14 protein-coding genes and 1 tRNA gene are annotated in these 14,216 nt (G+C 55.2%); 5 read left to right on the plus strand and 10 right to left on the minus strand.

Annotated elements, in window-relative coordinates:
* Positions 1-97: 97 nt before the first annotated feature.
* Both ACZ1HN_RS22930 and ACZ1HN_RS22935 read right to left on the minus strand, forming a co-directional pair.
* On the minus strand, positions 98-2,635 hold the full coding sequence (locus tag ACZ1HN_RS22930; RefSeq protein WP_472729161.1) for a hybrid sensor histidine kinase/response regulator: 2,538 nt from the start codon (positions 2,633-2,635) through the stop codon (positions 98-100).
* Positions 2,636-2,681: 46 nt separating this feature from the next.
* Positions 2,682-3,176 (minus strand): putative pterin-binding protein, encoded by a 495-nt coding sequence (locus tag ACZ1HN_RS22935; protein ID WP_472729162.1) that lies wholly within the window; start codon positions 3,174-3,176, stop codon positions 2,682-2,684.
* Positions 3,177-3,331: 155 nt separating this feature from the next.
* Here ACZ1HN_RS22935 and ACZ1HN_RS22940 point away from each other — a divergent pair, with 155 nt between their 5' ends.
* Entirely contained in the window at positions 3,332-3,949 is a 618-nt protein-coding gene (locus ACZ1HN_RS22940) for a response regulator transcription factor (protein WP_299207956.1), read from the plus strand.
* A gap of 242 nt (positions 3,950-4,191) precedes the next feature.
* Here ACZ1HN_RS22940 and ACZ1HN_RS22945 read toward each other — a convergent pair whose 3' ends face one another.
* The 5 genes from ACZ1HN_RS22945 to ACZ1HN_RS22965 all read right to left on the minus strand — a co-directional run bounded on the left by ACZ1HN_RS22945 (position 4,192) and on the right by ACZ1HN_RS22965 (position 7,829).
* The gene (locus ACZ1HN_RS22945; protein WP_472729372.1) at positions 4,192-4,548 is read right to left on the minus strand and encodes a CoA transferase; all 357 of its coding nucleotides are present in this window, start codon (positions 4,546-4,548) and stop codon (positions 4,192-4,194) included.
* A gap of 46 nt (positions 4,549-4,594) precedes the next feature.
* Positions 4,595-5,617, minus strand: a complete 1,023-nt coding sequence (locus ACZ1HN_RS22950; protein WP_472729163.1) for an adenylate/guanylate cyclase domain-containing protein — start codon at positions 5,615-5,617, stop codon at positions 4,595-4,597.
* Between the two features lie 3 nt (positions 5,618-5,620).
* A complete protein-coding gene (locus tag ACZ1HN_RS22955) occupies positions 5,621-5,980 on the minus strand; it encodes a group I truncated hemoglobin (RefSeq protein ID WP_472729164.1) in 360 nt (119 codons plus the stop codon).
* Positions 5,981-6,133: 153 nt separating this feature from the next.
* On the minus strand, positions 6,134-6,964 hold the full coding sequence (locus ACZ1HN_RS22960; protein ID WP_472729165.1) for a class I SAM-dependent methyltransferase: 831 nt from the start codon (positions 6,962-6,964) through the stop codon (positions 6,134-6,136).
* A 256-nt stretch (positions 6,965-7,220) separates the two neighbouring features.
* Positions 7,221-7,829, minus strand: a complete 609-nt coding sequence (locus ACZ1HN_RS22965) for an alpha/beta hydrolase (protein ID WP_472729166.1) — start codon at positions 7,827-7,829, stop codon at positions 7,221-7,223.
* A 301-nt stretch (positions 7,830-8,130) separates the two neighbouring features.
* On the opposite strand from ACZ1HN_RS22965, the gene ACZ1HN_RS22970 reads away from it, so the two are divergent.
* Entirely contained in the window at positions 8,131-10,362 is a 2,232-nt protein-coding gene (locus ACZ1HN_RS22970; protein WP_472729167.1) for a hybrid sensor histidine kinase/response regulator, read from the plus strand.
* Positions 10,355-11,068: a response regulator gene (locus ACZ1HN_RS22975; protein WP_472729168.1), complete on the plus strand. Its 714-nt coding sequence runs from the start codon at positions 10,355-10,357 to the stop codon at positions 11,066-11,068. Before ACZ1HN_RS22970 ends, ACZ1HN_RS22975 begins: the two co-directional genes overlap by 8 nt.
* Before the next feature lie 230 nt (positions 11,069-11,298).
* Here ACZ1HN_RS22975 and ACZ1HN_RS22980 read toward each other — a convergent pair whose 3' ends face one another.
* Both ACZ1HN_RS22980 and ACZ1HN_RS22985 read right to left on the minus strand, forming a co-directional pair.
* Positions 11,299-11,781, minus strand: coding sequence for a protein tyrosine phosphatase family protein (locus tag ACZ1HN_RS22980; protein WP_299600051.1), 483 nt, complete (start codon positions 11,779-11,781; stop codon positions 11,299-11,301).
* A gap of 15 nt (positions 11,782-11,796) precedes the next feature.
* Positions 11,797-12,033 (minus strand): DUF1272 domain-containing protein, encoded by a 237-nt coding sequence (locus tag ACZ1HN_RS22985; RefSeq protein WP_472729373.1) that lies wholly within the window; start codon positions 12,031-12,033, stop codon positions 11,797-11,799.
* 81 nt (positions 12,034-12,114) lie between these two features.
* On the opposite strand from ACZ1HN_RS22985, the gene ACZ1HN_RS22990 reads away from it, so the two are divergent.
* Both ACZ1HN_RS22990 and ACZ1HN_RS22995 read left to right on the plus strand, forming a co-directional pair.
* A complete protein-coding gene (locus ACZ1HN_RS22990) occupies positions 12,115-13,119 on the plus strand; it encodes a GlxA family transcriptional regulator (protein ID WP_472729169.1) in 1,005 nt (334 codons plus the stop codon).
* 197 nt (positions 13,120-13,316) lie between these two features.
* The gene (locus ACZ1HN_RS22995; RefSeq protein ID WP_472729170.1) at positions 13,317-13,454 is read left to right on the plus strand and encodes a hypothetical protein; all 138 of its coding nucleotides are present in this window, start codon (positions 13,317-13,319) and stop codon (positions 13,452-13,454) included.
* Between the two features lie 594 nt (positions 13,455-14,048).
* On the opposite strand, the gene ACZ1HN_RS23000 is transcribed toward ACZ1HN_RS22995, so the two are convergent.
* Positions 14,049-14,125, minus strand: a tRNA-Arg gene (locus tag ACZ1HN_RS23000).
* Positions 14,126-14,216 lie beyond the last annotated feature (91 nt).

The raw sequence follows: 14,216 nt of genomic DNA on the forward strand, positions 1-14,216 counted from the left end.
GACTTACGCCCCTGACGCGCCATGCGCTGGGGTGAGGGGGTATAGGCCTCGGGGAATTGGAGCAGGACAACTATCCCAAAGGATAGTGCACCTGTGCTTATGGTGTCTGAGATGCGTGCTGCAACACCGCGTTCACCCGGGTTTGAGACGTTTCTTTTTCCGCCTCTAGACGACGCACCCAAGAATCGTAGTCCTGCAAGGCTTCGGCACGCGCTTGAGTTTCCATGTCGAACAGGATCGCTTCTAGATCCGACTGGCCCAACAGCGACGCCGCGCCCTTTGCCCTGTGCACTGCCTCAGCCAGCGTGGCCTGATCCGGCATTGTGACCTGCGCGCGCAAGAGGTCGAACAAGTTCGTCATTTCACGGAAAAAGGCGTCCGCAGTGGATCGCACTTTGTCGGGGCCTAGCAGGTCAATCATTTCTGTCAGCGCTTCGGGGTACTGCACACCGTCCAGTCTGGAGGTCGGGCCTGCCGACACTTCAGACAACACACTGTGAAGGGCGTCCAGCCGAATAGGTTTGGTATGGAACCGGTCCATGCCTGCATCAACGGCCTGCTCGCGGTACTCTTCGCGCCCGTGGGCCGTCAGGCCGACAATCAAAGTGTTTGCGTTCCTGCCACCGTCAGACCGCAAATGCCGGGTCGCTTCGATACCGTTCATGACAGGCATGCTGATATCCATAAAGATGATATCGAACGCGGTCGCGTTGGTGCGTTCGATCGCGTCAGCGCCGTTCACGGCCTCCTGCACGGAATGCCCCATCGAATGCAGCATGTCGCTTAGCACACTGCGATTGATCGAATTGTCTTCCACAATCAGAACCGAACAGACGTTGTGACTGGGCCGATCATCCTCGCCCGTCGCAGGTGCCTTCTCCGACACCGCTTCGCTGCGTTTCAAGGGCAGAGAAAGAACAAAGGTTGAGCCTTCGCCCGCGACGCTCTTGACCGCCACATCGCCCTCCATGGCGCGGGCAATGCGGCGTGAAATAGACAGGCCCAGACCATCACCGCGGGCCTGACGTCCCTCGGCAGCGGCATGGGCAAAGAAGTCCTCGAACACCTGTTCGTGTTGATCGGGCGCAATACCAATGCCTGTGTCGGTGACCGCAAAGCGTAGGGAAGACGTATCAGGCCCGTGGATTCCGGTGACGTCGACCGTGATGCCTCCCTTTTCCGTGAACTTGATCGCGTTGCCAATCAGATTGGTCAGGATTTGCCGGATGCGCCCTGCATCGGCATTGTACGGCCCACGCATCGCAGGTGCGATGTCGAGCATAATCGACAGCCCCTTTTCCCGCGCCAGTGGTTCGAACATGTCGATGACGCCCTGCATCAGAGCGGTAAGCCGGAATTCCTGCAGGTTCAGTTGCAGATTGCCCGTTTCAATCCGGGTGATGTCCAGCGCTTCATTGACATGCTCCAGCAGTACCTCGCTTGATGAGGTTGCGATGTTGGCATAGCGTGTTTGTTGATCGTTCAGAGCAGTTGTCTTCAGCAAGTCGAGCACGCCCAGAATACCGTTCAAGGGTGTGCGCATCTCGTGGCTCATTACCGTCAGGAACTGCGACTTCGCCTTGTCGGTGCGTTCGGCGCGATCCCGGGCATCAATCAGCTTTTGCTCGTTGATCTTTCGTTCGCTGATGTCGCGGATATAGGCGATGAACGTAACGTTATCTCCGTCCTGCGCGGTCGTAATGTTCAACTCGACGGGAAACTCCTCGCCCGACTTCCGCAAGGCGGCCAGTTCCACCCGCCCGGCATCGACGACCCGCGGCTGGCCGGTTTTCAGATAACGTCGCATGCCGTTATGATGCGCATCCCGCATACGGTGTGGAATGAAGGTGTTTTCCATTGTCAGGCCGATTATCTCGTCCCGCTGCCAGCCGAACACACGTTCGGCAGAGCGATTAAATCCGATGATCCGCCCCTCCACATCCGCAGTGACGATGGCATCAAGAGAGGCAGCGACCGTCGACGACAGTTGTTTTGAGGACGCTGAAAGCGCTGCATCGCGCCTGGCCGCACGCAGCAACAGCCTGTCCAATACGACCATCAGGCCGGCCATCAGGATGAGAAGCACAATGGCGACACCGCCAGTCCTGATCAGCTGGCTCGCAAACTGGGCGCGCCGTGCCTCGGACCGTTCCGCCCCCAACCGGATACCCAACAACGCGATATCCCGGACAGCGGGTCTCACATCCCGCACGTCACGTTGCAATTGGGCTAAAGCCGCATCATCCAGTGCCCCCGGTGCATCCAGTACGGCAATCGCCTGGTCTGCAAAGGCATTGATCGGTGCGATCAACGCGCCGGCCTGCTCGCTTTCGCCAAAGATCTCGGCCGACCGGCCCGAGTTGATGATGTTCAGACGGCTCAACGCAATGTCGATCCGCAATCGCACCTCATCCTCGGGATAGGTTCCTGCAACGACCTGATCCGTCAGCATAGCATCAAGGTTCGCAAACTCCGTGTCTATCTGCGAGATGCTCCACTGCGTGTTGTCCCCCGCGGCGCGGGACAGGGCCTGGACCTGTGACACCAGGCTTGTCACCATCACAGCCAACAAAAGAAAGAGCAGGCAAATGCCTGCTAGAACCGAAAGCCGGTAAAGGTTCAGCTTTTGCGTCATAAGTGGCCTCGTTTCAGTCGATCCCAGCCTATGCGCTTGGGTGCTGTCAATCCACGACCTTGAGCCGGTTCAGTTGCCAGATACTGAGCGAATAGATCGTCTCGGTCTGGTACTTGGGGTCCTGGTCGTATGGAAACACGATCCAATATGGCCCCTTATCGCGCACCGACATCACGTTGCCATCCATACGAGTGGCGATGATAGGTGCGGTGTCCTCAAGCTGGGCAAGCGGCATGGTCACCTTGTAGTCATTCAGGGCGACCATCTCGACCGCAGTACCTTTTGCGCCAACGGACTCCAGCACAGCAGCCAACGGCACACCCGAAAAGGTGACCGCCCCATCGGTCCAGATCGTGGACGTCGTGAAAGACTGCTGTGGCAAGGCGTCAAGATCGGCAAGCTCGAGTGTGACCGGATCAGACTGCGTGGCATCCGCGGTGATCTGCAACCCGGTAACGGATTGCGCCATGGCCGACGTGTGCCACCCCAAAAGCAGTACGAAAAAAAAGGTGATGGCCCGTAAGTGGTGACGCTTAACCATTTTCATTCCTCGATGATCCAGTGCCCTACCCCTAAATACCCGCGACGATCAGGTCATCAGGGCATTGGCATAGGCACCTATACCAAAGTATAGTTTCGTCATGGTTTGGTCAGGATTTCGGGTGAAAAGTTGCAGGGAGTAAAAGAGTTGCAGACATGCCCAACATTCTGATTGCTGACGATCACGACCTCGTACGCGACACCATCGCCGCGTATCTTGAAACCGTTGATGACTTTCACGTGCAAACGGCAGCCAGCCTGGATGATGCGCTGACCAAGATGCGCGGCTTGGATGCGGTTGATCTGCTCATACTAGATTACAACATGCCGGGCATGAATGGCCTTGCCGGTCTGGACAAGGCACGGGGACAATTCCCTGCAACCAAGGTCGCGTTGATGTCCGGGGTCGCCAATCGTGACGTGGCCAATAGCGCGATGGCAAACGGGGCACACGGGTTCATCCCGAAGTCGCTGACGGCTGTGTCCTTGGTCAATGCGATCAAGTTCATTCTGTCGGGTGAACGATATTTTCCATTCGATTTCGGCACGGGTGATACGCGCGCAAAGCCATCAGGTGCCTTTGCCACCCTGTCGGATCGCGAAATGGAAACGCTGGAACAACTCTGCATTGGGCTGTCAAACAAAGAGATCGCACGCAATCTCGGCGTGCAGGAAGTTACGGTCAAACTGCACGTCAAGAACGTGCTCGCAAAACTCGGCGTGTCGAACCGAACGCAAGCTGCCCTGCTGGCAAAAGAGCATCAGCTGTTTTGAAACATCCCGCAGGGGATCAGAAAACCAAGCGAAAGCGCACTCGACAGCTTGGCACACTCGCCCAGAAGGGATGCGCAACTGGATCAATCCGATGTTGGCGGGGCTGCACACACAACGCTGTCGGACAGTATTTCATCTACTGCAGAGGCGGACTTGTTCAGTAAAACCGCAGACAATTCATCTACGGGCGTTACACGATTCACATTGTAAGTCTCGAGCGTCGCAAAATCTGGGATGCTGTGTCAGTCGGCCTTGCCAATGGCATGGGCAAGCGCATGGAATTGCACCTCTCTCACATCCAGACTGATATGCCTCGCACGACAGGGGAACACCCCTGCCGACGGCGATCGGTTGTTGGCCACATTGCCGCCTGGCTGTGGTTCCGTCCCAGTGAAGCGATAATCGGTGATCGTGTACGACATCAGAGCAAAGGCGGTCTTGAGCATGGAAACATGCACGATCCACCATGTCCGGTTTGGCTGCGCGCCAACAACGCAGACATGACGCCCAGAGCCCCAGCCAAACCCAAGACATGGTCTATTGTGGTTGCGCCAGTTCAGATTTCGCAAAGCAGGCGGGTCCACAGAATGTTGATGCATCGCCACCACGCTATGTGAAAACTCTAACTGCTGTCTCGCAAAGCTTTCAGTCGTTGTCGGAAAGCCGCCAGATATCTTGCTCTCCAAATCCACGGATGGATCTGGCGCCCACGTTCTCAAGGTTGAACTGATCCTTGATCGTATGCGCCACTGCGTCTTGCACTGTAATCTGCATGGGCTCTGAAAACTCCTGCAGACGCGAGGCAAGGTTCACCGCAGGGCCAAAGATGTCATAGACGTACTTTTGAATGCCCACGACCGAGCCAACCACAGAACCCGTGGAAATGCCGATGCGGCACCGCCACTGGTGTGGATGGCTCAGGTTGCGCCGCATCAGGTACCGCACAAACCGGATGGCCGTGTTGGCAATTGCCTTTGAGTGATCGGGGGTAGGATCAGGCAAACCCGCGACAGTAATGTAGGCATCACCGATTGTCTTGATGCGCTCACAGCCGAACTGCTCACCAATGCGATCAAATGCACTGTAGATGTCGTTCAATTCCGTGACGGTCACACTCGGATCTTGTGACGCGACCATGTCCGTAAACCCGACAAAGTCGAGCATCAGAACAGAAACGGGGTCGTACATCTGAGGCGTAACGACACCGAAGGTCTTGTATTCCTCGTAGACAGAGCGGGGCATGATGTTGAGCAGTAGCTTTTCCACCTGCTCCTTCTCCCGTTTGATTTCTCGCGTATTGCGCTCAACCATCATCGAATAGGAATCAATCATCGACTCCAGCTCCTTGATGCGCGTTACATTCTGGCACACGAGAACAAGCATATCGCCCTCGGCCACTGTGAAATCCAAGGCGATTACCAGTGTCCGGCGTTTTTTCTTAAACCGGATTTCAGATGTATGGCGACCGGTCCCAATCAGGTTTTCGGACATCGCTTGGACATCAAGTTCCGGGAAAAGCTGTTGCAACTGGGTGGGTTGATTTTCGCCACCAAACCATTCGTCAAACGTATCGTTGCGGAATCCGAATTGGAGGGTTTTGCGATCCAAAAGTGCAACACCTACCCCAATTGCGCGAAGCAGTTGTTCGTTTATCGCTTCAATGGTCATGGATCACCTAACAATCAAAGGGCGGCGTTTGCCGAATTCCGCCACGACGGTTTCGACATCGTCGCTTGCCATTCCGTGCCCGAGCAGTGTTTCACGCAGCAGCGTTTCAAGCTCGTCGAAATGGGCATCGGTGATGTCCAGATGCGCGTGTAATTGTTGCAGTTGTTTGTCTGTATAGGCCGCAGGGCCACCCAGCAGGGACGCGATAAACTTGGTCTGGTGATCCACGATCCGAGACATATCGACGTCGTCGAAAAACGGGCCAATCTCATCGTTGTCCAGAAGGCTGTCATAGAAGGAAAGCACGATTTTGCTGACCTTTGAAAACCCTCCGTACGATTCGTACAGCGTGCGTTCAGCCATCGTAAAATCCTTTCGCGCAAAGAAATGTCGAAAATACTCATCCTCAAACAAAGATGACTAATTCTCGTTTGGCAAGTTAACCAAGGTCCAAGCCGATCCTGGGTGGAAGCCCTCCGACAGAACCACTCGGGGGCTTTGGTTTTTATCAATGACTTAATGACGTTCCAGAACCACCTCGGCATATTCTGAAGAGACGCACAGCGCTTCGCCGGTCGAGATGTCGAATTTGTCGACAAGCGCCACGATGTCCGCCCGTAGGGCTGTCTGGCCTTCTGAATCCAGCGCTTCAAACGCCTTTTGCATCGGGCCATAGAACATTCGAAAGTAGTCGATGAAATGCGCGGCAGAGCGGTAGCGGAACAAGAAGTTCTTGCACTGGAACGAAGATACCTCGCACGAGGTGCCAAAGGTTCGGGCAAGCCAATCCCGACTGCCCCACAACGCGGGTGATTTGACGCCGGCAGGCGGCGGCACATGCTGTCCGATCGTCTTGAACAGCTGTCCGATGAAGCTGTCAGGCATCCAGTTGGCCATCCCGATCTTTCCACCCATCTTGACCACCCGCTGAAGCTCCGCGGCGGATTGCTGTTGGTTTGGTGCGAACATCACCCCGAAGGTGGATGCGACTGCATCAAAGGACTGGTCCTCAAACGGCAAATTCTCTGCATCGGCGACCTTGTAGTTGACAAACAGGCCCTCCGCTTTTGCACGCGCGCCGCTCGCATCCAGAAGCTCGGGCACGTAATCCGTCGACGTGACGTTGCAAAAGCGGCGTGCAAAGGCCAGCGTTGCGTTGCCATTGCCGGCAGCCACGTCCAGAACGGTCGCGTCCGCATCCATATCCATTGTTTCGGCAAGCTCCTCACCGGTGATTTGCAGGGTTACGCCAACCTTGCTGTAATCTCCCGATCCCCAAGCCACATTTTGCTTGGCCTTGATCACGGTGTAGTCCGTTGCGGTATCGATCATCACTTGAGTGCCCATCGTTCGTCTCCTTTGGGTGTTGAGCTGGCCATCCACCAGCAGTTTCATTCGGTCGTTGGGTTTGCGTCATGCAGCCACTTGGCTTGGCCACCTGCATGGCGCAGCGGGCCGTTCAACGCTCGCGACATGTTCGAGAATTCTTGAATTGACCCATTCTGGCTGGAAGATGGGCGCCATGTGTCCGAGTTCCGGCAGCAGTGCGATACGCGCCTTCGGCAATGCCTTTGCGATGGCAACAGACACGTGCTGTGCGACGTCAGGCGAGATCCAAACCTGTCATGACCAGGGCCGGTATCGACAGGTTGGATAAATCGGAAAGCGTCCAGGTTTCTGCGAACCCATGAGCAAAATCCGTCATGATTGAAGAGATCATTCCGGCGAACCGTTGCTGGGCAACATCGGGCAGATCTGCCCAAAACCCATCGCCATTCCAGAAGTCCAGGAAATGCTGCATCCCCGCTGGCACGTCGTCTTCCAACGCGGCGATATTCACCTGTGCTGAGATGCTCTGGATTTTTGCAAACAGGCGTTGCTCCACAACGTTGCCGCCTTTCAAAAAATGGAACGCCGCCGGTTCATAAAGCGTCAGGCTCTTCACGAGATCCGGGCGCATCAAGGCGAGCTTGATCGCAATGCCGCCCCCATTTGAGTGGCCAACCAGGTGCACCGGTCCTCCGATCCTTTCGATGGCCGAGATGACTGGGATGGCAGAAAATGCGCCGCCCTTCTGAGAGAAATCTCCGGCCAAAGGCGCGCGACCGTAACCGGGAAGGTCAAACGCATGCACGTTGAACCGATCTTTCAGGTCATCTGCGAGTCGGCGCCATTGGCTGCTGCTTGAAGCTGAGGAATGCAAGGCGACCACGGCGGCATTGCCTTGATCAATTGGCTGATATGAAAATGTCATTGTTCTGATCCAAATGCGTTGTCGATGGACAGCATCTGGTGGTCGTATGTTTCAGTGCGATGTCTGAATGGGTGGTGCCGTGTTTCATTTGTTGCATAGCGGAGTTTGCGCGCCAGACGGCTACCGGCCTATAAAACATGGGGTTTTCGGCGCGCGTCTGGCTTGGCGCAGCAGCTTGTGAAACAATTGAAACACAAGACGCGAAATCTGAAATGGCATTGAAACACTGCTGTCTTAGACAACAGGGATGACGACCGGCATGGCAAACGACCTGGATGATATCGAAAATGCGCAGCACCTTCTGCGCGACGCGGTCGACTCTCTCAAGGAAGGGTTTGCCCTATACGATGAAAACCGACGTCTCGTCATGTTCAATCAACGCTACGCTGAAATGAATAAGGCCGTCGCGCACCTTCTCAAACCCGGTCTGGACTGGGAAATTTTGATGCGCGAGACCGCGCGCCGCGGTATCTACGCCGATGCAGTGGGAAACGAACAGCAATGGCTGTCCGACAGGTTGGTCGGTGGCATCGAATTCATTCAAGACTTCGAACTCAGAGAAACGGATGGGCGGACCTATTTGGTGTCCGTTCATCCCACGCGTTCCGGCGGCTTTGTTGTCACCCGTGAAGATATCACTGCCAAAAAACAAGCCGAAGTCGAGCAGCGCGACGGAGACCTTTTGATCAGGAAGGTGCTGGATGCCAGTGCTGCTGTGGTGACCATGGCGCGCATTGGTGACGGGCAAATCCTCTATCGCAGCCCTGCTGCACTTCATCTTTTTGGCCCTAGTAAATCTGCGCGCGAACACTATGCCCGCCCCGAAGAACGCGCAGACTTTGTCACCGAGCTTTTGGCAGACGGGCGCGTGGATAATTTTAAACTGGATCTGCGGAATGCTGATGGACACATCTTTCCCGCGTCCATTTCTTCGCAACTGATAGATTTCAAGGGCGAGGAAGTCATTGTCACGAGCATTATTGATCTCACAGTCCAAAAAGAGGCTGACGCGCTGATCCGGCAGGTGATGGAGGCTTATCCTGCTGCCATCAACATGACGCATGCAGAAACCGGGGAGGTTTTGTTTTCGACGCCTGAGCTCAAAGCGCTGTTCGGGCCCGCCGACAACTCGCAATCCTACTACGCAGACCCGACCGAACGTGAAAGCTACCTCAAGGACCTGCGACAGGCTGGCATGCTCAAGGACCGGCGCATGGAGTTTGTTGACGCGCATGGTCGTAAGTTTTGGGGTGCGGATTCCTCACGTCTCATTGAGTTCAACGGCGAAGAGGTCATTGTTTCGAATACACGCGATCTGACAGATGAGTTGGCGCTTTCAGAAGAGCTGTCGAGACAGCGGGAATTGCTCTTTCAGAATGAAAAGATGTCCGCGCTCGGCGAATTGCTTGCCGGTGTCGCACATGAGTTGAACAATCCCTTGTCCGTTGTTGTCGGCCATTCGCTGATGCTCAAAGAAGAGATCACGGACCCCGGCCTAATGACGAGGATCGACAAGATCGGAACCGCCGCTGAGCGATGCGCGAAGATCGTCAAGACATTCCTCGCGATGGCGCGCCAGCAGCCAAGCAAGATTGAATCGGTTGATGTTGCGAGCGTGATTGAAACCGCCGCGGATGTTGTCGGCTATGGCAGCATGTCAGGTGGCATCCGCATTACGCGCAACATCCCCGACGGTGTGCCTCCCATTGCCGCCGATGCTGATCAGATTACGCAGGTCATCATCAATCTGTTCATCAATGCTGAACAGGCATGGGCTTCCTCTGGAAGTGGCGACCACATTGACGTGTCGGCCTTGTTCAAGTCGGACACAGGTATGGTCGAAGTGATCGTTTACGACAACGGCCCCGGCATTCCCGAGGCCATACGAGCACGTATTTTCGAGCCGTTTTTCACAACCAAAGAGGTCGGCGAAGGAACAGGCATCGGTCTGGCGTTCTGTCATCGGATCATCCTGTCGCATGGCGGGCAGATCGAATTGGACCAGACGCGCACGTCCGGTACATGTTTTCGCATCATGCTCCCCGTAGCCAAAAGTGATGATGTGCAAACGGATGAACCCGCCAACCAGATCAGTGCGCCGGCGGACATGAGAGCCTTGATCGTGGATGATGAGGTTGAGGTTGGCGAGTTGAATGCTGAAATTCTGAGGAAAGAAGGCTTCGCCGTTGACTTTGTTTCGTCGGGCGAGGAAGCGCTCGAACGTCTCCGTGCAACTGAATATGATGTCTTCCTAAGCGACTTGAACATGCCCGGCGTCGATGGCCGCCAGATATACGCGGCGTTGCAAGCGCATTTTCCCGAGATGTTGAGCCGGACCGCATACATCACGGGTGACACGATGGGACAAAGCTCGCTTGGTTTGCTTCGAGACTCCGGTCTTCCGCACCTGGAAAAACCCGTGTCACCAGCAGAACTCAGAGAACTCGTTCACAGGCTGCTGACCGATCACAAAGGACCGACGGATGGATAGTCAGGGAGCGCATATCCTGGTGTGCGACGATGAGATCGACTTGCGGGAAATGCTCCAGGAATACCTTGGGAAACGTGGCTACAAGGTGTCTGGTGCCGCGGGCGGTGACGAATTGCGGGACGTTCTTTCCGTCAGTCCGGTGGATGTCATTATCATGGATATCAACATGCCCCGCGAAGATGGCCTTTCCATTCTAAGGTCTTTGCGACCGAACGACACGACACCCGTCATCATGCTCACCGCAGCTGGTGACGTCATTGATCGTATCATTGGCCTTGAGATGGGAGCGGATGATTACCTTGGCAAACCCGTGGATCTGCGCGAACTGGAGGCCCGGATCAAGGCGATCCTGCGCCGCGAAGCCATCAGTGGCGGTGCAGCAGCCACAAAAACCGACGGCCACTGCGCGGTGTTCGGCGATTACGTCCTCGACAAGGAGGCCGCCAAGCTGCTCGCGCCAGACGGGACGGAAGTCCAGTTGACCGCGATGGAGTACAGCCTGCTCAAGGTTTTCGCTGAGAACAAAGGACGTGTTTTGAACCGGGATCAGCTCTTGGAGCAAGCGCATGATCGGTCCTGGGATCCCTTTGACCGCAGCATTGATATCCGTATCTCGCGACTGCGCAGAAAACTGGAAACCAATCCAGAAAAACCCAAGATCATCAGAACCGTGCGCGGCATTGGATACGTCTACGAACCTGATTGAGTTCCCGTATGCAACAATGGGTAACGCGAACCACAGCATTCACCGATACTCAGTGGAACGAGGCGCCATCCGTCTACCGTTCGGGTTCTTGATAGATGCGGCATCTACCGTTTCTGGCCATCGCAACGGGAGCGCGGTCCTCGCCACAAACGCAGCATGTCTGGGTCGTGCCCAATGTCGCCTATGGGCCTCTCATTCAATGACATGCGTTGCGTTTGGCAATCACGGCCTCAATAGTCCTCACCGGCATAGCGATTGGGTTGACCAACGGCTTCCGTGCTTCTGATGAAGTCGGCCCAATCTGCTCCCGGCCGCCAGATGCTTTCCATGTTTTCCATCGCCTTGGGCACAGTTAACCCAAAGCCATCGATTGCATAGCGATAGAAAAATGCACTCACCCGCGCATTGTAGATGCAATGGACATGAATATTAGCGTTTGGATGAGCGGCGAGTGCCTCTTTGAAGGCCTGGTAATCCGCATCCGTTGGATTCTCGAAATCGACCGGGATGTATATGTATGCCATGCCCAGTTCCGCCACCGTGCCACGTTCATCGGTCAGCGCACCTTTGCCATTGTGATGAATGCCCAGGTTTATGATGTGGGTCACACCAAGGGATTTGAGGTCGACCATTTGCGCCTCATCAGGTTGGCCTGACGTCGTGATGCGCATATCGATGCGCCTCCAGTTTAGGATGTGTGTTAGGTCAGTCATTGTGGCCTCCTCCTGTCAGGCTTGCAGGTCTGCACAAACAGCGTGGGCTTTGGTGAAACGCTTTGTAGACGCAGGAAACCTTGCCAGTTTGCCGATAGGGCGCACCGGGCGTGGTACGAAGTTTCCGCCGCAGTTCGGGCAGAGGTTGGCAAATCTTTTCTCGGCGCACTCCGCACAAAACGTACATTCGAAAGAGCATATGCGTGCGTCCTTCAGAATCCGCCGGTAGGTCCTTGTCGCAGCATTCGCAATTTGGTTTTAGGATCAACATATCAACGTCTCCAGATCGTGTGACCGTAGACTATCCGCTCTGTCTTTGGCAGAAATGCCAACATGACCGCAAAAACTGCCAAATTGAATTCACCAACGAACGACCCGAGGTTGGTCGTCTTTGTCGTGTATCCCGATGTCGTTCTGTTGGATCTGGTCGGTCCACTTCAGGTCTTCTCTCATGCCCCAGATCCGCTGACACAACGCAATGGCTACGAATGCGTAGTGGTATCTATCGACGGCGGTCTCATTGAGACGAACACGGTCGTTTCCATTCCAAGCGAGCCCATCTCATGTCTCTTGAACCGCTCAGTACATACGCTGGTTGTCGTGGGTGGTGATGGAGCCATTCCCGGTATGCGCGATCCGAAACTGGTCGCAGCGATCAAGGTACTTGGCGAAAGAGCGCAGCGTGTCTGTTCCGTTTGTTCCGGCGCATTGGTCCTTGCGGCGACTGGGCTGCTGGACGGGCGGCGCGCCGTCACGCATTGGGAAGACTGTAGGATGCTCGCAGACGAGTTTCCCAAAGTGCAGGTCGAGCTTGACCCTATCTTCGTTAAGGATGGTCGAGTTTGGACATCGGCCGGGATCACGGCAGGCATCGATATGTCGCTGGCGATCGTGTCCGAGGACTTGGGGCGCGATTCTGCTTTGAGCATGGCCCGCTCAATGGTGGCGCAAATGGTTCGTTCAGGTGGCCAATCGCAATATAGCCCAGCACTTGGCCGACAGGTCAGTGATGGCCTCGGACGTTTCGAGGCATTGCACGCGTGGATGTCGGAAAATCTAGGCGCGGAGTTGTCCGTTGGCTCACTGGCATCAAAGGCTGGAATGAGCGCCCGTAACTTTGCTCGTGTTTATTCCAAAGTAATGGGTAAGACGCCAGCGAAGGCGGTTGAGGCGATGCGGATAGAAAGAGCGCAGGATTTGCTGGAGACATCCTCCAAGAGTTTGAAGCAGATCGCCACGCTGAGTGGGTTCAAGGAAGAGGACCGTATGCGATGTGCCTTCCTGCGAGTGTTGAGAGTAACACCGTCGGAATATCGCCAGAACTTCCGGTCTGCGTAGCCTTGGCACCAAGTTTGCTGATGGCTCTGGACATTTGAGTGATCGCTCTGGCGAAGCCGAGCCGCAGCGTCGAGAACTATGGCCGATGTCCTGATTGGCCCGAGACTTCGTTGCGCCAAGCCCCCACGACCAAGACTGCGCTTGTGGCGCGAATTCCACCGCATTTGGCCAAGTGCAACAGGAACAAGACGGAGGTTATGAGGAAGCCGTTTGTGTTCTTCACCGTTCTCAAGCTGACGATCGACCAGCAAATAAATGCGCGCCGCGTGCGCAATGAGCGGTGCCAGATTAGTGCCGCCTGCGCTCTGGATAACGACACTGGCTCGATCATCTGAGCGGATTTTGCGGCCGGGGTAAATGTGCTTGATCAGACCTGCACTAACCAATTCGACGTCAATCCGTCCAATCGTTCTCTTCGACAATCCAAAAATCTGTGCAAGCAGCTCCAGTGAATGTCAAAGAGCGCAGATCTCGCCCCGTTAAAAGTCCGATGGCTGACGGCTCTCAATCACGAATGCCAAGCACTCGACGGACCATTTAGAAAGGCCGAACCAGACGTTCGATCGTCGCAGAAGCCGCTTCAGTTGATAGGGCGTGATGTCGGAAGGGAGGTCTTCGTGTGCAAGCCGAACACTTATGCCGCACACCTTCACATCAGCTTACCGCCCGGATTGCCAGTTGATTTCACGTAGCTCTTTAAGGTGGCTTCTGCCAGAAAGCTGGGAGCTTTTGCGTTAGATTTGATCCTGGTTTCGGTTGCCGCGGAGCCGGATTTTTCTTTGCATCTCGTCGATAGCACCTCCCATATTGAGCCGCGAACTGTGCCGGATTTATACCATTGTTTTTCACGTGTTCCCGTACAGATGCTGCAAATTCATGCATGAGATAAGGCGTTCTTCGACGCAACAATAACTATTTATTGGTATTTTTGGCGACCCCGGCAGGATTCGAACCTGCAACCTGCCCCTTAGGAGGGGGCTGCTCTATCCAGTTGAGCCACGGGGCCTTGCGTGACTCAACTACTGTTTCGAACGCGCCTTGTCACCCGTTTCAATAGGCTCCAGGTTGTCCAAATGCTTGAATCTTGTTCAGTTTTA

This window comes from Tateyamaria sp. GN1-10, assembly GCF_055693845.1.

Bases quoted from the DNA above. Each gene is read 5' to 3' on its own strand.
- ACZ1HN_RS22930 (WP_472729161.1), bottom strand. From the start codon at position 2,635: ATGACGCAAAAGCTGAACCTTTACCGGCTTTCGGTTCTAGCAGGCATT.
- ACZ1HN_RS22935 (WP_472729162.1), bottom strand. From the start codon at position 3,176: ATGGTTAAGCGTCACCACTTACGGGCCATCACCTTTTTTTTCGTACTG.
- ACZ1HN_RS22940 (WP_299207956.1), top strand. From the start codon at position 3,332: ATGCCCAACATTCTGATTGCTGACGATCACGACCTCGTACGCGACACC.
- ACZ1HN_RS22945 (WP_472729372.1), bottom strand. From the start codon at position 4,548: ATGCATCAACATTCTGTGGACCCGCCTGCTTTGCGAAATCTGAACTGG.
- ACZ1HN_RS22950 (WP_472729163.1), bottom strand. From the start codon at position 5,617: ATGACCATTGAAGCGATAAACGAACAACTGCTTCGCGCAATTGGGGTA.
- ACZ1HN_RS22955 (WP_472729164.1), bottom strand. From the start codon at position 5,980: ATGGCTGAACGCACGCTGTACGAATCGTACGGAGGGTTTTCAAAGGTC.
- ACZ1HN_RS22960 (WP_472729165.1), bottom strand. From the start codon at position 6,964: ATGGGCACTCAAGTGATGATCGATACCGCAACGGACTACACCGTGATC.
- ACZ1HN_RS22970 (WP_472729167.1), top strand. From the start codon at position 8,131: ATGGCAAACGACCTGGATGATATCGAAAATGCGCAGCACCTTCTGCGC.
- ACZ1HN_RS22975 (WP_472729168.1), top strand. From the start codon at position 10,355: ATGGATAGTCAGGGAGCGCATATCCTGGTGTGCGACGATGAGATCGAC.
- ACZ1HN_RS22980 (WP_299600051.1), bottom strand. From the start codon at position 11,781: ATGACTGACCTAACACACATCCTAAACTGGAGGCGCATCGATATGCGC.
- ACZ1HN_RS22990 (WP_472729169.1), top strand. From the start codon at position 12,115: ATGACCGCAAAAACTGCCAAATTGAATTCACCAACGAACGACCCGAGG.
- ACZ1HN_RS22995 (WP_472729170.1), top strand. From the start codon at position 13,317: ATGAGGAAGCCGTTTGTGTTCTTCACCGTTCTCAAGCTGACGATCGAC.